At 39.4% G+C, this 24746-nt stretch carries 22 protein-coding genes; 14 read left to right on the forward strand and 8 right to left on the reverse strand.

Translation table 11 applies throughout. The features are described 5' to 3' along the window. Positions 1 to 158: 158 nt before the first annotated feature. From ACFSR8_RS05530 to ACFSR8_RS05570, 9 genes are all read left to right on the forward strand, one after another. Positions 159 to 1046: a VOC family protein gene (locus ACFSR8_RS05530; RefSeq protein WP_380289876.1), complete on the forward strand. Its 888-nt coding sequence runs from the start codon at positions 159 to 161 to the stop codon at positions 1044 to 1046. Then, complete coding sequence (locus tag ACFSR8_RS05535; RefSeq protein WP_380289878.1) at positions 1043 to 2335, forward strand: alginate lyase family protein; 1293 nt, start codon at positions 1043 to 1045, stop codon at positions 2333 to 2335. The genes ACFSR8_RS05530 and ACFSR8_RS05535 overlap by 4 nt, the downstream gene beginning before the upstream one ends. A gap of 272 nt (positions 2336 to 2607) precedes the next feature. After that, positions 2608 to 3957: a Gfo/Idh/MocA family protein gene (locus ACFSR8_RS05540; RefSeq protein WP_380289880.1), complete on the forward strand. Its 1350-nt coding sequence runs from the start codon at positions 2608 to 2610 to the stop codon at positions 3955 to 3957. Between the two features lie 12 nt (positions 3958 to 3969). Then, positions 3970 to 4923 carry a sugar phosphate isomerase/epimerase family protein gene (locus ACFSR8_RS05545; protein ID WP_380289882.1) on the forward strand — a complete coding sequence of 318 codons (954 nt, stop codon included), beginning with the start codon at positions 3970 to 3972 and terminating at the stop codon, positions 4921 to 4923. Between the two features lie 4 nt (positions 4924 to 4927). After that, positions 4928 to 6328, forward strand: a complete 1401-nt coding sequence (locus ACFSR8_RS05550) for a hypothetical protein (RefSeq protein ID WP_380289884.1) — start codon at positions 4928 to 4930, stop codon at positions 6326 to 6328. A gap of 519 nt (positions 6329 to 6847) precedes the next feature. Continuing rightward, positions 6848 to 7735, forward strand: a complete 888-nt coding sequence (locus ACFSR8_RS05555; RefSeq protein ID WP_380289886.1) for a VOC family protein — start codon at positions 6848 to 6850, stop codon at positions 7733 to 7735. Positions 7736 to 7748: 13 nt separating this feature from the next. Continuing rightward, positions 7749 to 7913 carry a hypothetical protein gene (locus ACFSR8_RS05560; RefSeq protein ID WP_380289888.1) on the forward strand — a complete coding sequence of 55 codons (165 nt, stop codon included), beginning with the start codon at positions 7749 to 7751 and terminating at the stop codon, positions 7911 to 7913. Positions 7914 to 8405: 492 nt separating this feature from the next. Continuing rightward, on the forward strand, positions 8406 to 9662 hold the full coding sequence (gene dcm / locus ACFSR8_RS05565) for a DNA (cytosine-5-)-methyltransferase (RefSeq protein WP_380289890.1): 1257 nt from the start codon (positions 8406 to 8408) through the stop codon (positions 9660 to 9662). Further along, complete coding sequence (locus ACFSR8_RS05570) at positions 9625 to 10929, forward strand: MvaI/BcnI family restriction endonuclease (protein ID WP_380289892.1); 1305 nt, start codon at positions 9625 to 9627, stop codon at positions 10927 to 10929. Before dcm ends, ACFSR8_RS05570 begins: the two co-directional genes overlap by 38 nt. A 327-nt stretch (positions 10930 to 11256) precedes the next feature. Here ACFSR8_RS05570 and pyk read toward each other — a convergent pair whose 3' ends face one another. From pyk to ACFSR8_RS05595, 5 genes are all read right to left on the reverse strand, one after another. After that, entirely contained in the window at positions 11257 to 12699 is a 1443-nt protein-coding gene (gene pyk, locus ACFSR8_RS05575; protein ID WP_380289894.1) for a pyruvate kinase, read from the reverse strand. After that, complete coding sequence (locus ACFSR8_RS05580; RefSeq protein WP_380289896.1) at positions 12699 to 13184, reverse strand: IPExxxVDY family protein; 486 nt, start codon at positions 13182 to 13184, stop codon at positions 12699 to 12701. The genes pyk and ACFSR8_RS05580 overlap by 1 nt, the downstream gene beginning before the upstream one ends. A gap of 112 nt (positions 13185 to 13296) precedes the next feature. Beyond that, positions 13297 to 14037 (reverse strand): ribonuclease III, encoded by a 741-nt coding sequence (rnc, locus tag ACFSR8_RS05585; protein WP_186563755.1) that lies wholly within the window; start codon positions 14035 to 14037, stop codon positions 13297 to 13299. Between the two features lie 94 nt (positions 14038 to 14131). Continuing rightward, a complete protein-coding gene (gene fabF / locus ACFSR8_RS05590; RefSeq protein WP_380289899.1) occupies positions 14132 to 15382 on the reverse strand; it encodes a beta-ketoacyl-ACP synthase II in 1251 nt (416 codons plus the stop codon). 12 nt (positions 15383 to 15394) lie between these two features. Then, positions 15395 to 15628: an acyl carrier protein gene (locus tag ACFSR8_RS05595; RefSeq protein ID WP_009778413.1), complete on the reverse strand. Its 234-nt coding sequence runs from the start codon at positions 15626 to 15628 to the stop codon at positions 15395 to 15397. Positions 15629 to 15974: 346 nt separating this feature from the next. Between ACFSR8_RS05595 and purN the strand changes: the two genes are divergently transcribed. The 4 genes from purN (at position 15975) to ACFSR8_RS05615 (ending at position 20281) form a co-directional block, all read left to right on the forward strand. Next, entirely contained in the window at positions 15975 to 16550 is a 576-nt protein-coding gene (purN, locus tag ACFSR8_RS05600; protein ID WP_380289901.1) for a phosphoribosylglycinamide formyltransferase, read from the forward strand. Between the two features lie 54 nt (positions 16551 to 16604). Next, complete coding sequence (locus ACFSR8_RS05605; RefSeq protein ID WP_380289903.1) at positions 16605 to 17246, forward strand: ribonuclease H1 domain-containing protein; 642 nt, start codon at positions 16605 to 16607, stop codon at positions 17244 to 17246. A 90-nt stretch (positions 17247 to 17336) separates the two neighbouring features. Continuing rightward, the gene (locus ACFSR8_RS05610) at positions 17337 to 18263 is read left to right on the forward strand and encodes a PfkB family carbohydrate kinase (RefSeq protein WP_380289905.1); all 927 of its coding nucleotides are present in this window, start codon (positions 17337 to 17339) and stop codon (positions 18261 to 18263) included. Between the two features lie 119 nt (positions 18264 to 18382). Then, a complete protein-coding gene (locus tag ACFSR8_RS05615; RefSeq protein WP_380289907.1) occupies positions 18383 to 20281 on the forward strand; it encodes an amidophosphoribosyltransferase in 1899 nt (632 codons plus the stop codon). Between the two features lie 545 nt (positions 20282 to 20826). On the opposite strand, the gene ACFSR8_RS05620 is transcribed toward ACFSR8_RS05615, so the two are convergent. Together ACFSR8_RS05620 and ACFSR8_RS05625 are read right to left on the reverse strand one after the other, a co-directional pair. Further along, positions 20827 to 20997 carry a hypothetical protein gene (locus ACFSR8_RS05620; protein WP_380289909.1) on the reverse strand — a complete coding sequence of 57 codons (171 nt, stop codon included), beginning with the start codon at positions 20995 to 20997 and terminating at the stop codon, positions 20827 to 20829. 14 nt (positions 20998 to 21011) lie between these two features. Beyond that, on the reverse strand, positions 21012 to 21887 hold the full coding sequence (locus tag ACFSR8_RS05625) for an AraC family transcriptional regulator (protein ID WP_380289911.1): 876 nt from the start codon (positions 21885 to 21887) through the stop codon (positions 21012 to 21014). 1104 nt (positions 21888 to 22991) lie between these two features. On the opposite strand from ACFSR8_RS05625, the gene ACFSR8_RS05630 reads away from it, so the two are divergent. Beyond that, positions 22992 to 23600: a hypothetical protein gene (locus ACFSR8_RS05630; RefSeq protein ID WP_380289913.1), complete on the forward strand. Its 609-nt coding sequence runs from the start codon at positions 22992 to 22994 to the stop codon at positions 23598 to 23600. A 58-nt stretch (positions 23601 to 23658) separates the two neighbouring features. On the opposite strand, the gene ACFSR8_RS05635 is transcribed toward ACFSR8_RS05630, so the two are convergent. Beyond that, on the reverse strand, positions 23659 to 24732 hold the full coding sequence (locus tag ACFSR8_RS05635) for a PA0069 family radical SAM protein (RefSeq protein WP_380289915.1): 1074 nt from the start codon (positions 24730 to 24732) through the stop codon (positions 23659 to 23661). Between the last annotated feature and the right edge of the window lie 14 nt (positions 24733 to 24746).

Below are 24746 nucleotides of genomic sequence, written 5' to 3' on the forward strand. Positions count from 1 at the left end.
AACAATTTACTGATTATCAGTAAGATGAACAACTTTTTTCTTTTAAATCATAATGCACAACGGGTTTGTTGATATTTAAATCGAACTCACGTTAATAATATTTAGTATATTATGCTGAATCATTGAAATTTTCAATCTCAATGCAAACAGAAAAACATATGAAGAGAGTACTCCTTTTAATCTTAATACTGTCTTGCCTATCCATGGGAAAGAAAGCTGAAAAAGCACTTCCCATCTTGGGAATAGCCCATGTAGGGTTTCAGGTGTCAAGCTTAGAGCAATCACGTGCCTTCTATACGGCTTTCTATGGATTTGAATTTGCCTTTGCGGCCTATGAAGATCGAGAGGCCTGGTATTTAAAAATCAATGACGACCAGTTTGTGAAGTTGGTCTCAAAGCCCGAGGGGACGGATGACAATCGCTTAGTGGAAGTCGCATTTCAGGTTTCGGACATCGAAACTACCGTCGTGATGCTCCGAGAAAGAGGCCTCGATCCAACACCTGTGAAAAAAAGGCCGGATGGCACATTGGCGAGCGTTCTTGTGGATCCGAACGGACATAACCTGATTTTTGTGGAATACACTTCCGATTCCAAGCAAACACTAGCACGAGGCAAGCATCTAGGGTCCAGACGGGTTTCCGATCGTTTGCTTCATGTGGGCATCACCATTACGGACGAAGATGCGGCCAACAAATTGTATCGAGACGCTTTGGGCTTTCAGGAGATTTGGCGCGGATCACGCGAGGAAGGTGGTCCAGATGCTTGGGTTAATATGCAGTTACCAGGAGATAGAGGCGACTACGTTGAATATATTCTCATTAACGATATGAAACTAAATCGAAGGCAAATGGGAACAATGCACCATATGTGCCTTTTAACTGATGATATTCAAAAGGCGCATCGCGATATGTTATTTAATGCCTTGCCCGATCTTGAACGCTATGGGCCATTGATTGCCCGTAACAACCGCTGGGTGTGCAATGTGCACGATCTCGATGGTACACGTTGTGAATTAATGGAATCAAAACCGGCCGTAACAAAATGATGAATACAATAATACCTTCACGTTTCTCCCTGTTGGCAATCCTATTTTTAATGTTGAGTCCATTTATTCTTCCGCAAGCAGTTTTTGCTCAGGACGAATTAGCCACTACTTCGATTGGAAAAGAAAGTCCTCGTTTCTTCGGTGCAAGACGCGGCGCCTTGCCAGACGTTAAACAAGGTATTGCGCGAGGTGAAACCTCGCTTATGCCCGCCTACGAAGCCCTGTTGAGGGTGGCGGACGAAGCTTTAGGGATAAAACCCCCAACGGTAACAGACAAAAAACAACATCCCGTCACCGGGAATCTAAATGACTACTATACTCAGGCGCCCTACCTTTGGCCCGACCCTTCGAAATCAGACGGTCTGCCCTACCTGCCGAAGGACGGCATAATAAATCCGGAATCCAGAAACCCAGATTTCGCCGACTACTCACGCGGTCATGAAATCGGCCGTTTGGTGGAATCTCTCGCCCTCGCTTATTACCTTTCGGGTAAAGAATCATACGCCGCACATGCAGCTCGGTGCCTGCGAGTTTGGTTTATCGACTCCGCTACGCGAATGAACCCCCACCTTAAGTATGCACAGGCGGTGCCCGGCCGAAACCAAGGGCGGTATATTGGAATGATCGAAGCAGGCGGTGTAGTGAAGGCGGTGGACGCTGCGGGGCTATTGGATGGATCGAGGCATTGGAGCGAAGACGATCGGGCTACACTAGAGATTTGGATATCGGAATTTCTGGATTGGTTTATGAATAGCGATTATGGTCGCGAAGAGATTCAGATGCGACAGAATCATGGTACTATGTTCGACGTAAGAGTCGTGCGCATGGCTCTCGCTTTGGGCAAGCACGACCTAGCTCGTGAAAGGCTAGAGTCGGTAAAAGAAAACCGTATCGCTCGACAAATAGAACCGGATGGAGCCCAGCCCATGGAGCTGCGCCGCACCAAGTCGTTTAACTACTCCGAAATGAATTTGACGGGACTTGCCGAGCTAGCAACTCTTGGCGAGTGGGTCGGGGTGGACTTGTGGACCTACGAGACAGCTGATGGCCGTAGCATTCGGCGAGCGCTGGAGTTCCTTAGGCCTTATGTTGAGGAAGTGCCAGAAGGTTGGCCTCCCAGGGTCTGGCACTACAAGCAAGTAGTTCCCTTTCTGCCAGAGATTCTCGCTCCTGCATTTCGTATGGCGAGCATAGGGTATCAGGATGAGGAGTACGAAGCAATTGTTTCGCAGTTCCCTAGTTTTAGGGAATCAAGCTTTCAGCTAAAGCATCCAAAACGCTCGTTTTGAGCTTGCTCGTCATGGAGCATTCGGTTGCATTGTATTTAATAATTAACACATCAATAGCGCCCCAGAATCAATAATCGATTTTAAAAAGATTAAAAGAACCTGAAGGCCACGGCTTTATATGCAAATACTGAAGATTTATCCGAGGCTATGCGCAATCCATTGACATGTTGACGCAAGTATCTGTCAAACAAATATTTAATACACCTTTAATAGTAAGGCAACTAACGAACACTACAATGCAAAATCGAAGAAAATTTATTAAAAACTCGTCCATGGCGACTATCGGATTGACATCTGGTTTACTGACATCAGCCATGTCTATGACATCGGTCATAGGGGCGAACGAAAAAATCCGGATGGGGTTTATCGGCCTTGGTAATCGCGGGACTCTGTTGTTGAACTGGTTTATGGAAAACCCTGATGTGGAAGTGGTCGCCTTGTGTGATGTTTACGAACCCTACACCCTGCGCGACCGCTCAAAGGTGACCGAACGTTATCTTGAAATCGGCAAAGTCCCAAAAATGGGAGAAGACTTCGGATCGAAGGTAAAACGCTATACCGATTTCCGAAAACTACTTGAGCAAAAAGATATAGATGCGGTATGTATCGCCACCCCGGATCACTGGCATGCGATACAGACGATTGCCGCTTTGGAGGCCGGAAAACACGTTTATGTTGAAAAACCATTGACCATTACCATTAAAGAGGGTCGGGCCATGGTAAATGCACAAAAGAAATCCGGTAAGGTCTGTGCGGTCGGATTGAACCGCAGGGGCTCATCGATTTACCAACATTTGGCCAAAGAAGTCCAGAGTGGTATTATCGGTAAGGTCACTACTGCCCGCGCACAACGTACCAGCAATATGTACCCTAACGGCATTGGTATGCTTCAACCGGAGGAACCACCAAAGGATTTTGATTGGGATATGTGGTTGGGGCCTCGGGCTTTCCGACCGTATCAATATAATATCGCCCCATATTTTTTCCGTTGGTGGAAAGAATACTCATCACAAATGGGCAATTGGGGTGTGCATTTTATGGATGTCATCCGTTGGATGTTGAATGAGCAGGCTCCCGTTGCCATAACCGCTACCGGCGGAAAATTTGCGGTTCAAGATGATCGTAATATTCCCGATACCATGGAAGTTCTCTTTGAAATGCCTTCAAAAACGATAATAAAATTCAGTATCCATGAAGCCAGTGGAGGTGGTGCTATTTCAGGAGGAGAAGTTGAATTACACGGGGCAAAGGGTAATTTAATCGCCGACCAAAATGGCTATTCGATATCATCCGCGCAACCCGGACAGTTTCAGACCTGGAACACCTTGGTCGAGCCAATTGAAAAGAAATTGGAGGGCAGTGCCGAATTCGGAGATATGGGAAGCAAAGAGAATTCCACGGGTAACCTCATCCGTAATTTTTTGGATTGTATAAAAGATGGTGGAGAGCCGCTTTGCTCGTTGGAAGAGGGCCACCGCTCCACAAGTTTTGCGCATTTGGCCAATATTTCATTGGAACTAGGGCAACGCATTGAATGGGATGCGGTAAACGAACGTATCACCAATAGCGAAAAGGCAAACGATTACCTGCACTACGAATATCGCGCCCCTTGGAGACTCTAAATTAATAAGACTATGAAGAATAATCGAAGAAAGTTTATAAAGCAAACAGCGCTTGCGACAGCGGCCATTCCCTTTTCAAATGTAATAGCTGCAACCAAAAGTGCGCCAAAATTAAAACAATATCCAATCAATTTCTTTACCAAGCCTCTCGATAAATATGACCCAGATTTTTTGATGGATACCGTAAAAATGGCAGGTTTTGATGGACTAGACCCCACAGTTAGGCCAAAAGGTTGTGTATTGCCGGAAGCGGTGGAAGACGATTTACCCAAAATCATCGAAATGGCAAAACAAAAAGGATTGACCGTTGAGATGATGGTAAGTAACATCACAAAGGCTGACGACCCAATGGCTGAAAAGGTATTATCTACCGCTGCCAAACATGGGATTAAACATTATCGTTTAGGGTACTATAAATATGATATGAAGCTTGGGGTACGATCTTCCATTGAAAAGATAAAAAGCGAAATGGAAGCACTAGCCGAAATCAATAGACATATAGGAATCCAAGGAGGCTATCAAAATCATGCAGGAACCTGGTTCGGAGCTTCTATGTGGGATTTGGCGGAAGTGCTGAACGATATTCCCAAAGCGTGGATGAGTAATCAGTTCGATATTCGACATGCGGTTTGCGAAGGCAACAAATCGTGGATAACATCCATGCACCTATTGGCAGAAAAAATAGGCTCACTTGCGATAAAGGATTTCACATGGGATATTCAAGGAAGTCAATCAAAAGTCAAAAAACTTCCGCTTGGAGAGGGCATCGTCGATTTCGATTTATATTTTAAAACCCTGAAAACTTTGGGTATTGTTGCGCCCATAACGATTCATGCGGAATATGAGTTGTTAAGTGCTGAAGAAGAAAGATTATCGCCAGGGCAACAACAGAAAATTTTGGTTTCAAAACTTAAAAAAGATGTGGATTTCATCCGCGAGAACCTTGTAAAACATCAGTTAAACTAACCACATGGGAACTAACTCACGAAGAACATTTATAAAAAACGGATTGTTAGCCTCTGGGGCAATGGCCGTTACCCATCCTGTAAATCTATTTGCCAATTCAAAAGAACAACCCATGAAAAACATTACGATAAAAACCGTAAACTCTAATTTTGAGAGAGAACCGCTCATCCGCCCCTTTGGATTTAAAGGCGGGTATATGTCCGAAATCTGGCAAACCATCAGTTATCTTGAGAGTACTTCCGGACAGCACCAAATCGGTCTCTGTACTCAAAATGTGCTCTGGTCCGATGCGAAGGTTTTTGCCAATAATTCAGAAAGTGCCGGCAATGCACTGATGTATGCCATAACGGAACGGGCACAACAAATGATCAAGGGGCAAAGTTTTACGAGTCCCGTTGATTTGCTTGACCAAATGCTTCCTGAAGTGTACGAATATGCCAAGAAAGTAACTTCCAATCCAGATTTGAGAAAGACCTTTGCGCTTAATGCATTGGTCGGTGTCGATAATGCCTTATGGCTTTTGTATGCCCAAGAAAACGGATTTACCACTTTCGATGACATGATTCCGAAAGCGTACAAACCTTCTCTTTCACATAATCATGAAAAAGCGGCGGCCATTCCATTGATGGCTTATACGATTCCCATTGATGAGATTAAAACAGCGGTGGATAAAGGCTATTTTTTCATGAAGATAAAAATCGGGCAACCGGGTACACAAGCAGAAATGCTTGAAAAGGACAAAGCTAGATTATCAGCCATTCACAAAGCCATTGGCGCTGTACGCACACCCTATTCCAAAAATGGAAAATTACCCTATTATTTTGATGCTAATGGAAGATATGAGAAGAAAGAGACTTTGCTAAAGCTTCTGGACCATGCCAAAAAAATAGGTGCTTTCGAACAAATAGCCATCATCGAAGAACCTTTTGCCGAGGAGTTGGAATTCGACGTTTCTGATATTCCCGTTCGGTTAGCGGCCGATGAAAGCGCCCACACCGACGAAGACGCCATTAAGCGAATGGAAATGGGCTATAAGGCCATAGCTTTAAAGGCGATAGCGAAAACCTTAAGCATGACAATGAAAATTGCTCAAGCGGCCTATGAACGTGATATTCCCTGTTTCTGTGCCGACCTAACGGTCAATCCGATATTGGTCGAATGGAACAAAAATGTAGCGGCACGACTAAAGCCATTCCCAGGAATGGGAAATCTCGGTCTTGTTGAAAGTAACGGCCATCAAAACTATAAAAACTGGAACACCATGTTAACATACCATCCACATTCAAATGCCAGCTGGGTAAACGCGAAAAAAGGTGTATACAAGTTGAATGAGGATTTCTATCGGAAAAGCGGCGGTATTTTTGACCGTTCGGAACATTATGAATCTATCTTTGCAAAGCCCTAGTTAAATTTAAAAATTGTCGCATTAGCTGTTTCCTTTGGTGGGTTCTTAACAACCTGATATTCCAATACGTTCTTTACAACCTTAAGAGAAAAAGATGACCGGCACCTCTAGTAAGCCACTAGCTTGAAGACCGTTTTAGTTCGCCTCTTTTCTTCTGGCAATTTAATAATTCAAAGTAAGGGAGACCGTTAGCTATAATTTGTACAAAAATTCAGTACCATAATATTGACATGTGTTTTAATCCTCTCTTTTGTGCTTTCTTGTTTATATTCTACTTCACACCCTCAATATGATTCCCAACAGTCCTTAAACCTTCATCAACATATACATAATCACGATCTATTTGCTCAACATTTTGAAGGTAAGCATATTACAAACTAATTTGCAGTTACCAAACTCTTGATATAACAAGAGGGAAGCGAACGGAAATAAGGCAATCTTTACTAAATACCTAATAATATTTTAGTATCTTAAACTCGCTCATAGTGCTTTTCAATCTCAATCTAAACACAAAAACGTATGAAGAAATTACTCGTTTTAATCCTAATAGTATCTTGGCTATCGATGGGAATGAAAACTAAAAAAACACTGCCCATCTTGGGAATAGCCCACGTGGCGTTTCAAGTATCAAGTTTGGAGCAATCGTGTGCCTTCTATTCGGATATCTATGGATTCGAATTCGCCTTTGCGGCGGATGAGGATCAGGAGGCTTGGTATTTAAAAATCAACGACGACCAGTTCGTGAAGTTGGTCTCAAAGCCTGGGGGGACGGATGACAATCGGTTAGTGGAAATTGCTTTTCAGGTTTCGGACATCGAAACTACCTTAAAGATACTCCGAGAAAGAGGGCTCGATCCGACACCCGTGGAAAAAAAGCCAGATGGCACCTTGGCGAGCAGTCTTGAAGACCCCAGCGGACATCAATTGATTTTTGTTGAATACACCTCCGATTCCAAGCAGGCGCTATCACGAGGCAAGCATCTAGGATCGAGACGGATTTCCGATCGTTTACTCCATGTGGGCATCACAATTACGGACGAAGAGGCGGCCAACGAATTATATCGAGATGCTTTAGCCTTTCAGGAGATTAGGCGGGAACCGGCTAAGGATGGCGGTCCGTATGGTTGGGTGAATATGCAGATGCCAGGAGATAGGGGTGACTATGTTGAGTTTATAATTATAAACGATATGAAACTGAGTAGAAAGCAAATGGGAACAATGCATCATATGTGCATTATGACTGATGATACTCGAAAGGCGCATCGCGATATGTTATTTAATGGCTTGCCCGATCTTAAGCGCTACAAGCCGATGATTGGTCGCAGTAAGCGCTGGCTGTGCAATGTGCATGATATCGATGGTACGCGCGTTGAATTAATGGAATCAAAAGAAGCCGATACAAAATGATGAAGAGGTACAGATGCGACAGCATCATGGCACGATGTTCAACGTAAGCGTTGTGCACTTAGCGCTCTCTTTGGGCAAGCAAGACCTAACCCTTAAAAAGCTAGAGTCGGTAAAAGAAAATCGTATCGCTCAACAAACAGAACCGGATGGCGCATTGCGCTTGGTATTTGACCACTAATCGGACACGATTTCCCAGCTACACTTGGTTTTTCGGCGATACAGACTTTCATTTCATGGATTGGATTCCCGCCTACACTTCGACTACGCTCAGTGACCACGCGGGAATGACAGTTTCAGCGTATATTTCTATGCAAGCGCATAGAAAAGATTTTTTTTCAAAGCGATGCAAAATAGAAATTAAAGCAAGTATTTAAAAAGGGAGTTGTTCCGAGTTATTAATGGGTACTTCCTTTGTTTTGAAACTTGTCTTTATGAAAATATTTAGCCTGCTTTTGTTTACAGCTAGTATCAATTATAAAAGCACCTCTCGTTACTGTAAATCTGTAATACTTCATACTAATCCCATCACACATCCAGTCATTTAGCTTATTCCCTGTTCTCAAGCCAAAACTGAAAAACTAAAAGACATGTTCTTTTCCGACGATAAAATCTGCGTTGACAAAATTGTTAAGAAAATACATTTTAAACTGAGAATAAAATATTATATTCTTTGCATCTTTACGAAATGGAAATGAGCAAAAAATATTCTGATATCAAAGAAAAATTACAAATCGTTGTAGACAAAAAAACTACCAACGATATTGCTCATTTGACCCACTACTTTCAGAATCACAAAAACGGAGTTTCTCAATATTACAAGCCAACAGCGGAAAATTATTTAGCTGAATTACACGAGGACTTGAATATTATTGAGGAACCTGAATTTCAATATTATTTGCCCATAAAATGGGACATTCCATTTCCACCACCTGAAAACCCGATGTTCAAATTTGTCGACTTATTTGCTGGGATTGGGGGAATAAGACTCGCATTTCAAAACAATGGTGGGAAATGCGTTTTTACAAGTGAATGGGACTCATTTGCTAAAAAAACTTACGAAGCTAATTTTGGAGAAGTTCCCTTTGGAGACATCACACAAATATCCGAGAAAGAAATTCCTGACCACGATATTTTGCTTGGAGGTTTTCCTTGTCAACCCTTTTCAATTGCTGGTGTTTCAAAGAAAAAATCTTTAGGTAGGCAACACGGTTTTTTAGATAAAACTCAAGGAACATTGTTTTTTGACATTGCAAGAATAATAGAACATAAAAAACCCAAGGTTTTCATGTTAGAAAATGTAAAAAACCTTGTTTCTCACGACAAAAAGAAAACTTTTAAAGTAATCACTGAAACACTATCCGAATTAGGTTATTCAATTCATTACAAAGTTTTAGATGCAAAATATTACGTTCCACAGCATCGAGAAAGAATCATAATTGTTGGGTTTAAGAAATCCCTTTTTAACGAAAAAGAATCTTTCGAATTTCCTGAACCACCAAGTACTGAATTAGCAATTAGAGAAATACTGCAAAAGCGAGTTGACCAAAAATATACCTTATCAGACAAGCTTTGGAATTATCTTCAAGAATATAAAAAGAAGCATCAGGCAAAAGGTAATGGATTTGGTTTTGGCTTAACCAACTTAAATGGTATTTCGCGGACTTTGAGTGCACGATATTATAAAGACGGTGCAGAAATTCTAATCCCGCAAAGAGGAAAAAATCCAAGACGGTTAACACCAAGAGAGTGTGCTAGAATCCAAGGATTTCCTGATAATTTTATTATTCCAGTTTCTAACAATCAAGCATACAAGCAATTTGGCAATTCTGTTGCAGTTCCATTAATTCAAGCGGTTGGAAAGAACATTGTAAAAGAACTTTTAAAAATCAATGAATCTACAGAACCTAAAATCGCTATTCATCAATAATGGTTGTGATGAAATCTATGTAAAAAAACTCGTACCAAATGACAATTCAAAAAACCAAGTTTACTTCGGTGGAAATTTTGAAATCCTAAACGTTTTACCAATTTCAGACATAACAACGGTTGAAGCTGGAGATTGGAGAAGAGAACGCTTTAAAGCATCATTAAATTTTGCTTGGGTAACCGATGAGGGAAATCTATCACCTGCCAATCACGCTCAATTAATTCTATATCCAAAATATCCAGAAGTTAGATTTTCGGGTTTTCTAAAAGGCTCAAAAAATGCAGCTTCGGAATTAATGACTCAAAGACTTTCGGACAGATTACTATTTATTGCTGTTGGCAAAACAGGAACTGTTTTAGGATATGTTACTCATCCAAATTCGCAAATAGCAAATGAATTCAATAAAGAAAAGAATTTGGGAGAACATGGAGTATTTTCGATTATAGAATTACCTCAAATAGCAAATAATCGCTCTCTTTTGCTTAAGGAGCTTACAAGAGTTCATAATCAAGGATGGATAGATTCAAAAAGTTTAACTAAAAATGGATTAGTTCCTTGTAGAAACACTCAATGTGGAGGTTATACGTTGGAGGCAGAACTAGGAATAGTTAGAAATGGATTTTCCGAACCTGATTTTAAGGGTTGGGAGGTCAAAAACTTTGGCGTCCGTAATTTCAAAAATTTAAACTCATCTGTAATAACCTTATTTACACCCGAACCTACCGATGGGCTTTATAAGACGAAAGGGGCTGAATATTTTATCAAAACCTATGGTTATCCAGATAAAAAGGGACGACCTGACCGAATGAATTTTGGAGGAGTTCATAAAGCAGGACAAATACATCCAACGACAAACTTGGAAATGAAATTAATCGGATTTGACCAAGAGTCTGGCAAAATCAGAAATACAAATGGTCGAATTGCACTGATTGACCAAAACGACAATGAAACAGCTTCTTGGAGTTTCTCTTCGATGTTATTACATTGGAATAGAAAGCACGACAAGGCTTGTTATGTTCCGTCATTATCGGATACAAAAGGAGATAGGAAATACAAGTATGGTAGTAACATAATTTTGGGAACTGGAACAGATTTTCAGCTCTTTCTTGGACAAATGGCAAACGGAAATATTTATTATGATCCGGGAATTAAACTAGAAAATATGTCGACTAATCCAAAGATCAAGAAAAGAAGTCAATTTAGGATTAAATCAAGATTTCTGCCAAATTTGTACAAAAAGAACGAAATAATAAATCTGACTGAATAATGCCAACAACGAAAAGCACACTCAAAAAAAATAATACTACCAGTCTTAGAAACTGAAGTTAGCAAACACCCCCGCGTTAAGGATTGTAGTGGCATCCTTTTTAAAATATTGAGGAAAGCCAAAGTTCATGAAGAACAGCCATTATTGAGATTGCCACGTCGTACCTCCTCGCAATGACAGATTATTTTAAAAAGATATAACGAAAAGCCCGACCCGAGGACGGGGTTTCATAAAACGTTCTGAGGTGACATCGAGGGGAACGCCCAAATCATAATCCTTCAACAACTACTGCTCTGGCATAATCCTCTTTAAAAAGTAAGGTCAAAACTAAAAACTGCAAGTCTCGATTTCAGTAACCCTTAACGTATTCACCATCCCTTTTGCCTGGATGGGCATTGCCGCCAAACTTACCAACATATCGCCAACATCTAAATAGCCCTTTTTACAGGCAATGGAGTTTACATCTTCAATAGTTTCATCAGTACTAACAAACTTATCGTAGAAAAAGGCGCGTACTCCCCACAATAGACTTAATCTAGTTAAAATCCGCTTATTTGAGGTGAAGACCAAAATATGACAGGATGGTCTCCAGGCGGAAATCTGAAAAGCTGTGTACCCACTATTGGTTAGCGTGGAAATAGCCTTTGCGTTGATTTCGTTTGCCATTAACGCGGCATGATAGCAAACTGATTTTGTGATATAGCGATTGGTTCGTATATGCGGTGGCAATTCTGGCACCTTTATCAAAGGGGAATTCTCCACCCCTTTTAAGATATCACTCATTTGCCTGATGACCTGAACAGGATATTGTCCCACTGAAGTCTCTCCTGAAAGCATTACGGCATCGGCTCCGTCCATTACCGAGTTGGCCACGTCGTTTACTTCAGCCCGTGTTGGGGTTAAACTGGAAATCATAGTTTCCATCATCTGTGTGGCAATAATTACAGGGATTCTTGCTTTTTTGGCTCGTAGTACTAACTGCTTTTGAATCAATGGCACTTCCTCTGCAGGTACCTCAACACCCAAATCACCTCGGGCTACCATGATACCATCACATTGGGTGACGATTTTATCAATATTTTCAACAGCCTCCGGCTTTTCAATTTTTGCAACAATCGGTATTTTGTAATCGCTGTGTTCCTTTATCAAATCGCGAAGTTGCATCAAATCTTCTGCATGGCGTACAAAGGACAATGCAATCCAATCCACGTCCTGACTTACTGCAAAAATAGCATCTTCAATATCCTTCTCTGTTAGTGCTGGCTGGGAAATATCCGTATTTGGAAGGTTTACTCCCTTCTTAGATTTTAAGGGTCCACCTTGGATAACCTTTGCTTTTACCTCAGATTTTTTATCAGTGGACACAACTTCAAAAATCAATTTTCCATCATCTAATAGGATACGCTCTCCTGCTTTTGCATCCTGCGGAAAATTATCGTATGTCATGTACACGCGCTCCTTGGTACCTTCAAAACGGTTTCCTGTGGCGAAAATAATTTCATCACCTGGATTTACAATCACTTCTTCCTTCATTACACCAACGCGAAGTTTTGGCCCCTGTAAATCGGCTAAAATCGCGGCGTTGTAACCGAACTCTTCATTCAACTCCCTAATCATGCCAATGCGCTCCTTAACGTCGTCGTAGTTGGCATGTGAAAAATTTATCCGGAATACATTAGCACCCTCGTCGAGCATCCCCTTCAATACTTCCTTCGTACTGGTTGCTGGACCTAATGTTGCAACTATTTTGGTTTTTTTTGTCTGCGCCATTAATCAAAAATTAAATTCTCCTTTGATTTCAATCGGTTTACATCAATAGCATATGCCATGGCTATATGCGAAATCTTAAGAAGGTTATTTATAAAATACTTTTCCTTGTTACCGTTAAACTCACTGTCTATCTTCAAAAAATAATTCACCTTCCTAAATTCTGGAATCAAATGATAGGTTTTGATGATTTTTTGTTGCGTATTAAACAAGGTTTGGTAATCCATCTCTACCACGGTTTCCGTTTTACAAATGTTGGAAACCAAATTCCAGGTAACGAGTTGCTTTTTATCCTCCCATTCGTAAATGGAATACTTGCTCATGCCTTTGTTGAAATCTAAATCTTCGGCTTTTCTCGTTAAATTAATACTTAGATTTTTATTTAAAAGATATGCCAAACGATAGTCTTCGATAGTACAGTGCAAAGCAATCAAGGTACACGAAATATCTTCAAAAATATCATCTAAAATAAGTTTGTGTACTGCCATAACCTGACTTATTCGCGTGTAAATATAGTGCTATTTCTATTTAGAAGTAAACCGATTTACCGTTTCTTAATATGAAAAATGAACTAAAACGTTATAGTTGCGTCCCTTTTGCTTAAATCATTTTAGACATTTTACTTTGAAACGCAAAAAATGCACGTTTTGATGCCTTTTCCTCGGCTTTTTTCTTGGAGGTAGCTCTTGCTTTGGCAACAATTTTGTCGTCTATTGACAATTTTACCGAAAAATGTCTAACGTCATCATTTCCGGTGTCCTCATAAACATTATATCCAAACAACTTTTTTTCCTTTTGGCACCATTCAATTAATAAGCTCTTGTAGCTGATGACCTTACCTTCCAATTGTTCGATATCCACATGGGGATCAATAATGCGCTTGTAGATAAACTTTTCGCAGTACTTATACCCTCTATCGAGAAAAATGGCTCCAACCAAAGCTTCAAATAAATTGCCATGAATATTATCACCAAACTGCCCTGCAGGTATTTTACTTTCAACGAGTTCAATCAAATTGAGCTCTTTTCCCAGTTCATTTAGATGTTCGCGACTGACTACTTTGGAGCGCATTTTGGTAAGATACCCTTCGTCTCCTCCGGGCACCTCTTGAAATAGGTGTGAGGCTATTACTGCACTAAGCATGGCATCGCCAAGAAATTCCATACGCTCGTAATTGATGGCATTTCCCATTTTGTCCCGTATGTTCATAGAACGGTGGGTAAAAGCCGTCTGGTAAATTTCTATCTTCTTGGGTTTATAGCCTAAAATCTTAGTTAATCGCACAAAAAAATTCCCGTTTCGCTTGGAACGGGAATTTAATATGTTACGAATGTTTTTCATCTGATTTGCAATAGTTTAGCTTAATGTCAGATGTAATAAACCAAGTTTCATATGTAAAAATTAATTTATCGTTATGGTTTATTGCACTCGGGATTTAATATGCTTTCTTGAATACTACACAGGCGTTATGACCACCAAATCCGAAGGTATTACTCATGGCAACCTTTACATCTCTTTTTTGTGCCTTGTTCAATGTTAAATTTAACTCTGGATCGATATTCTCGTCAACGGTTGTATGATTAATCGTTGGAGGCACAATACCATTTTCTATTGCCAAAATACTGGAAATGGCCTCAATAGCTCCGGCTGCTCCCAAAAGATGACCGGTCATTGATTTTGTTGAATTTATATTGATGTTTTTGGCATGGTCCCCAAATACTTTGGAAATCGCCTTTAACTCGGCTACATCGCCTAACGGTGTTGAAGTGCCATGTGTGTTTATATGATCTACATCTTCAGGTTTTAAACCTGCGTTTTCTAAACAATTTTTCATGACTTCAACTACACCAATGCCCTCTGGATGAGGCGCAGTCATATGATAAGCGTCAGAGGATAAACCACCCCCTGCTACTTCAGCATATATTTTTGCCCCTCTTGCCTTGGCATGCTCGTATTCCTCTAGAACAAGTGCACCAGCACCTTCCCCCAAAACAAAGCCATCTCTTGTTGCGTCAAAAGGACGAGATGCCGTTTCTGGGCTTTCATTTCTAGTGGACAGGGCATGCATAGCGTTAAAACCACCCATACCGGCAATGGTTACTGCTGCTTCACTTCCTCCTGTTACAATCACATCGCAATGACCCAAACGTATCATGTTCAAGGCATCGAACAATGCATTTGCCGAAGAGGCACAGGCAGAAACCGTAGTGTAATTAGGCCCCATAAAACCATATTTTATGGAGATGTTTGCAGGTGCTATATCTGCAATCATTTTAGGAATAAAGAAAGGATTAAATCTCGGGGTACCATCGCCTCCAGCAAAGTTTAAAACTTCTTGCTGAAAGGTTTCAAGGCCTCCAATACCTGCTCCCCATATCACACCCACACGCAATTTATCTACCGCATCAACGTCCAGTTTGGCATCTGCAATAGCTTCGTCCGAAGCCACCATAGCATATTGCGCAAACTTATCCATTTTGCGGGCTTCTTTTCTGTCGATAAACTCGGTCGCATCAAAATTCTTGACCTCGCAAGCGAATTTGGTCTTGAATTTTTCGGTGTCATAATATGTTATAGGCGCAGCACCGCTTTTACCACCAATTAAGCCTTGCCAATATTCGTCCTTGGTATTGCCAATCGGGGTTAAAGCTCCTAATCCTGTGACTACAACGCGCTTTAGTTCCATAAAATGCTATGCTTATTTTGCTTCTTCTATATAAGAGATAGCTTGACCAACTGTAGCAATGTTCTCAGCTTGATCATCCGGAATTTGAATATCGAATTCTTTCTCAAACTCCATAATTAATTCTACAGTGTCTAAAGAGTCTGCTCCCAAATCGTTAGTGAAGCTAGCTTCAGCAACTACTTCGTTTTCATCTACTCCTAACTTGTCTACAATAATCGCTTTAACTCTTGATGCAATGTCTGACATAATCTTGTAATTTTAATGGTTTAATTAGTTGGCAAAAATAAAAAACTTTATTTTAATCCGTGCTTTTACGTTAAAAATGTGTTCGTAATTTACGAAAAATTCGAATTAAGTAATTATGAATTACCAGCTAATTGTTAATAATTATTCTCTTAACTGGCTTAAACTTTTTTTAATTGGCTCCAAAATGCTCTTTTTCACCCACTTTGTGCCTTTTTATCATTCCATAGCGAAACTATGCAATTCAAAAAAGTCTTCAATTGAGCAAAAAATTCCTATTTTTCGCGTCATTAAAAAAGCCCAAACCAGTTCTTTTTGTTTGAACAATCTTTAACACTATAGTCTGTAAATGAAACGTATTGTAATTTTTGCGTCCGGAAGTGGTACTAATGCTGAAAATTTAATCAGGTTTTTTCACAACAGCGATAATGCATCTGTTATTCAAGTACTGACCAACAATCCCCGTGCCAAAGTTTTGGAACGCGCCAAAAATTTAAAAGTTAGTGCCTTGTCGTTCAATAGGATAGCCTTTTCAAAATCGGATGATGTGTTAAATGTCTTAAAGGCATCCCAACCAGATTTAATTGTTTTGGCTGGTTTTTTATGGAAGTTTCCTGAGTTTATTTTAAATGAGTTTCCCAATAAAGTGATTAATGTGCATCCCGCATTATTGCCCAAGTTTGGCGGAAAGGGAATGTACGGGATGCATGTACACGAGGCCGTTGTAGCCCAGGGTGAAGCTGAAACGGGTATCACTATTCATTATGTAAATGAAAATTATGACGAGGGCGCAATTATTTTTCAGGCGAAATGCGATGTAAATAAAAACGATACGGCTGAGGATGTGGCATCTAAAATTCATGAATTGGAGATGGCACATTTTCCGAAAGTGGTTGAAAGTGTCCTCAAATCACAATCCCGTTAACTATCGAGACAAAAAACTAAATCCTAACGCAATCACTGAAAATCCGAGTTATCCGTGTCTAAAAAGAAAAAGAAATACTATACCGTTTGGAAAGGCCATCATACGGGTGTTTTTGAAACTTGGGATGATTGCAAGGCACAAATTAAAAATTTTGAGGGTGCTATCTATAAATCCTTCTCAACATTTGAAGCAGCTAAAAAAGCATTTAAAGGCAATTACAAGGATTACGTCGGCAAAAGCAAAACCTTTAAAAGTGAACTTTCAGAGGAACAATTGAAAAAAATTGGCCAACCCAATTACAATTCCATTGCAGTGGATGCGGCCTCTTCTGGGAATCCAGGCAAAATGGAATACCGCGGTGTGGACACCAAAACCAAAAAGCAACTGTTTATCCAAGGGCCTTTTGAGGAAGGCACTAATAATATTGGCGAGTTTTTAGCCATCGTTCACGCCCTTGCCCTATTGAAAAAAAAGAACAGTGATCGTATTGTTTACACAGATTCCAGGACTGCAATAAGTTGGGTAAAAAAGAAAAAATGCAATACCAAGCTGGAACGAAATGAGAAAAATAAGCCCGTTTTTGAGTTGGTGGACAGAGCCGTAGATTGGCTCAAAAACAATACTTACACCACTATAATCGTTAAATGGGAAACCAAAGCTTGGGGTGAGATCCCTGCTGATTTTGGGCGAAAATAGCGTTAGTTTTAGTGCCCATCTCTGTTGAAAAAATAATATGATTTAAGCATTTAAATAACTTATATTTGCAAAAAATCAGGATTCCTCTTCATGGGCAAATTAGTAATTGTTGGCACCGTAGCATTTGATGCTATTGAAACGCCATTCGGTAAGACCGATAAAATTCTAGGTGGTGCTGCAACTTTTATCGGCCTTTCTGCTTCAAATTTTAATGTGGATGCCACTTTGGTATCTGTGGTTGGCGGTGATTTTCCACAGGAATATTTAGATCTGTTATCGAATAAAAACCTTGATATCTCGGGAATCGAAATCGTAAAGGAGGGCAAAACATTTTTTTGGAGTGGTCGGTATCATAATGACATGAATACAAGGGACACTCTAATTACGGAGCTAAATACACTTGCTGATTTTAAACCTGTTGTTCCAGACGACTACAAGGATGCCGAAGTAGTGATGTTAGGAAACCTGCATCCAATCGTCCAAAGCAGTGTATTGGATCAAATGGAGAAAAGGCCAAAGTTGACAATTTTGGATACAATGAATTTTTGGATGGACAATGCTTGGGACGATTTAATCAATGTTATAAAACGAATTGACGTTATTACCATTAATGATGAAGAAGCCCGTCAGCTAACTGGGGAGTACTCGCTAGTGGTGGCAGCCAGAAAAATTCATGAAATGGGCCCAAAATATGTAGTGATAAAAAAAGGTGAGCACGGCGCATTGTTATTTCACAATGGTGAAGTATTTTATGCCCCGGCATTACCGCTAGAAGAAGTATTTGACCCTACTGGGGCTGGAGATACATTTGCCGGTGGATTTGCGGGATATTTGGCCAAAACCAATGACTATTCATTTGAAAACATGAAAAACGCAGTCATTCTTGGTTCGACATTGGCATCGTTCTGTGTTGAAAAATTTGGCACCGAGCGGATGCAGAATTTAACTCCCCGAGAGGTGGAAAAACGATTATTGCGGTTTAAACAACTGACGCAGTTTGAAATTGAATTAACATAATGCATCGCACTCTAAACGGGTGCGTTTTTATTTAAGATAACACTCCAAAATGAAAACCATTTTGGTTTCAAAAATTTGTCATTCCTGCGGAGGCAGGAATCTAAATACGTATTAAAATAATGAGTGACGCCATTAAACACGAATGCGGCATTGCAATGATAAGGTTGTTGAAACCTTTGGAATATTACAAGGAAAAATACGGCAGTGCATTTTATGGGGTAAACAAAATGTACCTCATGATGGAAAAACAGCACAATCGTGGGCAGGACGGTGCTGGGTTTGCCAGTATTAAACTGGATGTTAAACCTGGGCAACGTTATATTAGCAGGATTAGGTCTGTTGCTCAACAGCCGATTCAGGATATTTTTGACCAAATAAATGAAAGGGTGAACACAGCCTTTAAGGAGCACCCTGAATATCATGATGATGTTGCGCTTCAAAAAAGAAGCATCCCCTACATTGGTGAGCTGCTTCTAGGTCATGTACGCTACGGCACTTTTGGAAAAAATAGTGTTGAGAGCGTACACCCATTTTTAAGACAGAACAACTGGATGCACCGTAACCTGATTATGGCGGGAAACTTTAATATGACCAATGTTAAGGAGCTTTTCCAGAATTTAATTGAATTGGGCCAGCATCCAAAGGAATATACAGACACCATTACTGTAATGGAAAAAATCGGGCATTTTCTAGATGATGCCGTCAGCAAAATTTATAAAGACCTGAAAAAGGAAGGCTATAACAAACAGGAAGCCTCCCCGCTAATTGCCGAGCGGCTTAAGGTGGGCAAAATACTAAAGCGTGCGGCAAAAAACTGGGATGGGGGCTATGCTATGGCCGGACTAATTGGGCATGGTGACTCCTTTGTATTAAGAGACCCTGCCGGTATCAGGCCTTGTTATTATTACACGGACGACGAAGTCATTGTTGTGGCATCCGAGCGACCAGTTATTCAAACTGTTTTCAATGTAAAGTTTGAAAACGTAAAAGAACTTCCTCCCGGGCATGCGATTATCACTAAAAAGTCCGGTGAATTTTCGATAAAACAAATTTTAGAGCCTCTGGAAAGGAAGGCCTGTTCGTTTGAGCGTATTTATTTTTCCAGAGGAAGCGATGCCGAAATTTACCAAGAACGAAAAATGTTGGGTAAATTATTGATGCCAAAGGTTTTGGAAGCTATTGACAATGATCTTAAAAACTCTGTGTTTTCGTATATTCCAAACACTGCTGAGACTTCCTTTTTTGGCATGATTGAAACGGCGGAATCGGAATTGAACAAAGAGAAAACCTCATATATATTAAAAGGCAAACGTAGTATTTCTTCCGAAAAAGTCACTCAAATCCTTTCTGAGCGGATCCGTGTAGAGAAGATTGCCATAAAAGACGTAAAGCTTAGAACTTTTATTACCGAGGATAGCAGTCGGGATGATTTGGTAGCTCATGTTTATGATGTTACTTACGGCGTTATTAAACCTAACGATAACTTGGTGATTATTGACGACAGTATAGTACGAGGAACCACTTTGAAAAAAAGTATCCTAAAAATGCTGGACCGTTTAAATCCTAAACGTATTGTGGTTGTCTCTTCGGCCCCACAAATTCGCTATCCGGATTGCTATGGTATCGATATGGCTAAATTGGAAGACTTGGTGGCTTTTAGGGCAACACTTGCGCTTTTAAAAGAAAGGGATATCTACAATATTATTGAAGAGGTTTACAAAAAGTGTAAGGCCCAGGAAAATTTGGAGGACAAGAATGTTCAAAACTTTGTAAAGGAAGTGTATGCACCTTTCACTGATGATGAAATTTCTAATAAAATATCGGAATTGCTGAGTGACAACACTGTTAATGCCGAAGTAAAGATTCTTTTCCAGCCGGTTGAGAATTTACACAAGGCCTGTCCGGAGCACTTAGGCGACTGGTATTTTACAGGTGACTATCCTACCGACGGTGGCAACCGTGTTGTGAATCGTGCGTTTATTAATTTTTATGAAGGAAATAACGAACGCGCCTATTAATTAGCAAATCGATAAAATTCAGCGCTTTAACTGCAAAAAATGCGACTTCAACCATAAAAAATGTATTTTATCCGATAAATATGCTATTCATCTAATAAATATTTTCTTTATCTTAAATAGATATAAATTGGTCTCACCATAACATAAGTAGGTTAAGTTCATGGTAGATTTGGGGCAAAAAAAGGTGAGGACTTCCTCGCCTTTTTTTATTTATACCTCTTTCAAATTAATTTCAGCTTTCTTCTGGAAATCCCCGTACCGTGCCGTTTAACCGTATTTTCTAGCATTACCTCGGTTAAGCCAATTTATCTAGCACTTTAGCCAAAATATTTTCGCAATCTCTAGTACCCCTCTATCTTTGAACCACCATAACATAAGTAGGTTAAGTTTATGGTAGATTTGGGGCAAAAAGGTGGACATCTCGTCCACCTTTTTCATTTTACAAAGATTGTGCATCCTCGATAATATGCTCTCAAGATTATTCCAATAAAAAAACTGCCTCATAAAATGAAACAGTTCCTAGTTGAGTTATAATCTGTAGTACATCAATTTTCCTTTGCCACTTCCAACGCTGTAAGCTTGTATTCCAATATGGATAATTCTTCTCCTTTTTCTATGACCTGTTCCACAGTTAAATTATCGTTGGAATTTATAAATTCCAAAATGCCATTGATTTTAGTATTATAATACGCAATAGTTTTGTCAATTTTATCCATACAACTTGCTTTAACTACTGAATAATATGCTTTATCTCCTTACGGTAATTGGAGGCACTTTTACCAATAATCTCATTAAACTGTTTATTGAAATGCGAAAAATTATTGAATCCGCACTCATAACAAATGTCTGCTATACTCATATTACTTTCGTTGAGTAGCTTTGTAGCATGCACCACTCGATATTCGTTAACCAATTGGGTAAATGTCTTTCCAGTAGTTTTCTTGAAATAACGGCAAAAGGCAGGCACGGTCATACTTACCTTATCTGCAATTTCCTCCAAAGCAATATGTTCCTGAAAATTGGCATTTACGTATTTATAAATAGTTTTGATCTTGTCGGTATCCTGCGGCTCCGTCTCAAAAACCAAGCCCTCGGCATTCAAAATGGTATAGTCATCTGTTGTGGCCAGATATTGCAAAATCTCGAGTAGTTTTAAAATTCTTTCAAAACCGTCATATTCATTTAGTTTTTCAATCTTAGGCCCGACGGTATTCTTTGCGGTTCTATTAAACTTGATGCCTTTTTTTGCCTTTTCAAACAGCGAAATTATGGCGCCAGCCTCCTGCACACTCTCAAAGAAGTCCTTGCCTAAAAAGTCCGGTTTGAACTGAACGGTAGTCTCAATGCCTTCCGCTGTCAATCTATCCGTAAAACCATTATGAGGTAAATTAGACCCGATCAAAATCAACTGACTATTGTTAAAATAAGATAAATGATTGCCTATATGCGTTTTCCCTTGGCCTTGGTTTACATATATAAGCTCCAATTCAGGGTGAAAGTGCCAAAACATATCGTTTCTGTCCTGTTTATCCGTATGCTGATTCACCAATATACTATTACCAAATGAAGGTGAAAGCTTTTTAAATGTAGGTTTCTTATTAATCATGGGCAGCAATTTTAAAACAAATTTACCATTTATTATGCATACATTATATTCTTAATTACCACAAATGTATGCTATATTAACCTCATGGTTTATTAACATTGATTTAACAGTTAAAATAGCATATAAATATGCCAAAATTGATGTTTTCCTGCACCCATTTGGCCCATATCTTTGCAGTGTAAAGCGTGACAAATCCCAAATCATGAGTAACGTCATGAGTAACGTATTTATCAAGTTAAAAAAAGAAATCCTGATTTTAGCAATTATGGTTACGTTTATGACACTGATAAAATTATTTTAAAAGATGCAAAAAAAGCAGCTTTCGTTCTTTCAAATGTAAAACAAGGTAAACTCCTTTCTAATAAAGATTCTAACGGTTCTATAATTGATAAGGAATCGATTGAGAAAGACGGAGTATATTATAAAGGATACAACAGTGTTTCTGAACACTTAGGAACTAGTATTCCTTGAAAGCATATAGAGTACCTAAAACTTGGAGCGTATTTACAAAGGCTCCAGAAAAGGAAACTTTAAAATAGTTTATCATTCTCAAGGAAGAGAATTACAGTATACATTAATAATTAATTTTAATGTCTTATTTAGTTTAGTTGGTTGAAAGTGGGCTGTGGTGGCCCACTTTTTTCTACTCCATTTTTAAAGAGTGCTTTAGCCTTAAGGGGTTTTGATAAAACTCTTTCAAATTCGTCACGAAAGTTTTCCATAGGATGTTGCGATTAAAATAAGCAAAATTTGCCTGGGCAAAATATTTTAGTTGTGCAAAGGGTTCTCTAAATAATACTTGGCGCCACAAAATTACCTGAACTTCCTTATAATTTTTTATTTAAAACACTCACTAGGTTTTATTAATCTTTGTTTTCTGCACATGCATTGTTAAAATTTCATTAAGGAAATTAAGCCCAACTCCTGAAAAGCCATCAACCATTACAATTATATCATATTAACCCTACAATATACCATATTAACTTAACCTAAACCTAACACAAATTTAACGGATAATTTTGAATATAAATTCATCAATATCAATGTTTTACATCAGTCAACTCCTTTATAATTTTGACCTATAAAACGTTAAAAACCCAAATTATGAAAAACGTGATTAAACATTCAAAAAAAGTATTCTTAATGGTAGCTCTATTTGCTACGGTTATGGGATACGCAAACGAGTCCTTATTCTACGCCTCAACTAATGAGGACGATAGAATTGTTCTTACTTTAACTAACGTAAAGGAAGGTAACCTTTTTACTATTAAGGATCAAAATGGTGTCATTCTGTATAAAGAGTCGATTCAGAAATCTGGAAACTATACTAAAGGGTTCGATTTCACTAAACTCCCCAATGGAAGCTATATTGTAGAACTGGATAAAGATGTAGAAATCAATGTCATTCCTTTAACCGTAAAGGGCCTTGACGTATCATTCGACAAAAGTATGATCCAGACTTTTTATAAGCCTGTAACCCGCATAAAGAGTGATAAGGTATTTGTTACCAAGTTAGCCTTGGATAGATCTCCTCTTTCAATAAAGATTTACTTTGAAAATAGTGATTTTGGCTCAACAGAAGAACTGGTATATGCTGAAACTATTGAAAACGCTAAAGTAATTGAAAGAATTTACAAGCTAACAGGCTTAGAAGAAGGAAATTACAAGATAGTCTATAAATCCAAAGGAAGAACATTTGTAGAGTATATTTAGTTAACTATCTCAATGAATTTATGATGAAAAGCGGGCGATTGCCCGCTTTTTTATATCCTTAAAACAGTTTTAGTTGTCCGTCCTTAAAGGACTCGTGCAGCTCTCCATTCAATCGTGGCATACCTTTATCCTTAAAGTACCTGATTTTCGCCAGCGCCATCATTTTATTGATTTGCTCGGCAATTTTACCTTCGCCACGCATTCTTGCGCCATATCGGGAATCATTTAACGTACCCCCGTGGCAATCTTCAATTTGGTGCAGTACCTTATCGGCTCTATCCGGCATGGTTTTCTTTAACCAATCGGTAAATATCCTCCCTATGGCACCATTCAACCTCACGATCGTATGCCCAATGGATACAGCTCCGTTGTCTGAAGCGGCCTTTGCTATTGATAAAATTTCATGGCTATTGATTGACGGTATAATTGGGGCTATCATCACATTGACAGGAATACCGTTGTTACTCAAACTTTTTACCGTTTCTAGCCGTTTTTTTATCATGGCTGTCCTTGGTTCTAAAATACGTCTTATGTCTTCAGATAGGGAGGTAATAGAGATATTTACTCCGACCAATCCATCTTTTGCCAAAGCCGTCAAAACATCCAAATCCTCCAAAATTCTAGCATTTTTCGTAATAATTCCAACAGGATGTTTGTACTTTAAAAACACCTCCAAACATTGTCTGGTGATTTTGAATTTTTGTTCTGCAGGCTGGTAGCAATCCGTATTCCCAGAAAGCACTATAGTTTGCGCTTTCCATGTCTTCTTTTTTAGCAGTTGCTCTAATAGTTTTGGAGCATCTTTTTTAACTAAAATGCGTCGTTCAAAGTCGAGACCAGGGCTGTAGCCCCAATATTCATGTGTATTTCTGGCATAGCAATAAATACATCCATGCTCGCAACCCTGGTACGGGTTCATGGAATACAACATCCCAACATCTGGGCTTTCTACTTTGTTGACAATAGTTTTCGGAAATACTTCTAAATATCGGGTTTTGTTTTTGTCGGCCTCCTCGCCTTCTTTTTGGCAAAATTCCAGAAAATCGTCGCGCATTTCGTGGTGTTGTTCGAAGAAACGGTTTGGGACGTTAAGCTGTGCGCCACGCCCTTTTATAACAGACTTGGGGTTCATAAAACTAAAATTTA

It is taken from the genome of Hyunsoonleella rubra, assembly GCF_042684665.1.
In the GTDB taxonomy this organism is placed as follows: domain Bacteria; phylum Bacteroidota; class Bacteroidia; order Flavobacteriales; family Flavobacteriaceae; genus Jejuia; species Jejuia rubra.

What these genes read in the sequence shown, in the direction of transcription:
- ACFSR8_RS05530 (WP_380289876.1), top strand. Translation starts at nt 159, where the DNA reads ATGAAGAGAGTACTCCTTTTAATCTTAATACTGTCTTGCCTATCCATG.
- ACFSR8_RS05535 (WP_380289878.1), top strand. Translation starts at nt 1,043, where the DNA reads ATGATGAATACAATAATACCTTCACGTTTCTCCCTGTTGGCAATCCTA.
- ACFSR8_RS05540 (WP_380289880.1), top strand. Translation starts at nt 2,608, where the DNA reads ATGGCGACTATCGGATTGACATCTGGTTTACTGACATCAGCCATGTCT.
- ACFSR8_RS05545 (WP_380289882.1), top strand. Translation starts at nt 3,970, where the DNA reads ATGAAGAATAATCGAAGAAAGTTTATAAAGCAAACAGCGCTTGCGACA.
- ACFSR8_RS05550 (WP_380289884.1), top strand. Translation starts at nt 4,928, where the DNA reads ATGGGAACTAACTCACGAAGAACATTTATAAAAAACGGATTGTTAGCC.
- ACFSR8_RS05555 (WP_380289886.1), top strand. Translation starts at nt 6,848, where the DNA reads ATGAAGAAATTACTCGTTTTAATCCTAATAGTATCTTGGCTATCGATG.
- ACFSR8_RS05560 (WP_380289888.1), top strand. Translation starts at nt 7,749, where the DNA reads ATGCGACAGCATCATGGCACGATGTTCAACGTAAGCGTTGTGCACTTA.
- ACFSR8_RS05570 (WP_380289892.1), top strand. Translation starts at nt 9,625, where the DNA reads ATGAATCTACAGAACCTAAAATCGCTATTCATCAATAATGGTTGTGAT.
- pyk (WP_380289894.1), bottom strand. Translation starts at nt 12,699, where the DNA reads ATGGCGCAGACAAAAAAAACCAAAATAGTTGCAACATTAGGTCCAGCA.
- ACFSR8_RS05580 (WP_380289896.1), bottom strand. Translation starts at nt 13,184, where the DNA reads ATGGCAGTACACAAACTTATTTTAGATGATATTTTTGAAGATATTTCG.
- rnc (WP_186563755.1), bottom strand. Translation starts at nt 14,037, where the DNA reads ATGAAAAACATTCGTAACATATTAAATTCCCGTTCCAAGCGAAACGGG.
- fabF (WP_380289899.1), bottom strand. Translation starts at nt 15,382, where the DNA reads ATGGAACTAAAGCGCGTTGTAGTCACAGGATTAGGAGCTTTAACCCCG.
- ACFSR8_RS05595 (WP_009778413.1), bottom strand. Translation starts at nt 15,628, where the DNA reads ATGTCAGACATTGCATCAAGAGTTAAAGCGATTATTGTAGACAAGTTA.
- purN (WP_380289901.1), top strand. Translation starts at nt 15,975, where the DNA reads ATGAAACGTATTGTAATTTTTGCGTCCGGAAGTGGTACTAATGCTGAA.
- ACFSR8_RS05610 (WP_380289905.1), top strand. Translation starts at nt 17,337, where the DNA reads ATGGGCAAATTAGTAATTGTTGGCACCGTAGCATTTGATGCTATTGAA.
- ACFSR8_RS05615 (WP_380289907.1), top strand. Translation starts at nt 18,383, where the DNA reads ATGAGTGACGCCATTAAACACGAATGCGGCATTGCAATGATAAGGTTG.
- ACFSR8_RS05620 (WP_380289909.1), bottom strand. Translation starts at nt 20,997, where the DNA reads ATGGATAAAATTGACAAAACTATTGCGTATTATAATACTAAAATCAAT.
- ACFSR8_RS05625 (WP_380289911.1), bottom strand. Translation starts at nt 21,887, where the DNA reads ATGATTAATAAGAAACCTACATTTAAAAAGCTTTCACCTTCATTTGGT.
- ACFSR8_RS05630 (WP_380289913.1), top strand. Translation starts at nt 22,992, where the DNA reads ATGAAAAACGTGATTAAACATTCAAAAAAAGTATTCTTAATGGTAGCT.
- ACFSR8_RS05635 (WP_380289915.1), bottom strand. Translation starts at nt 24,732, where the DNA reads ATGAACCCCAAGTCTGTTATAAAAGGGCGTGGCGCACAGCTTAACGTC.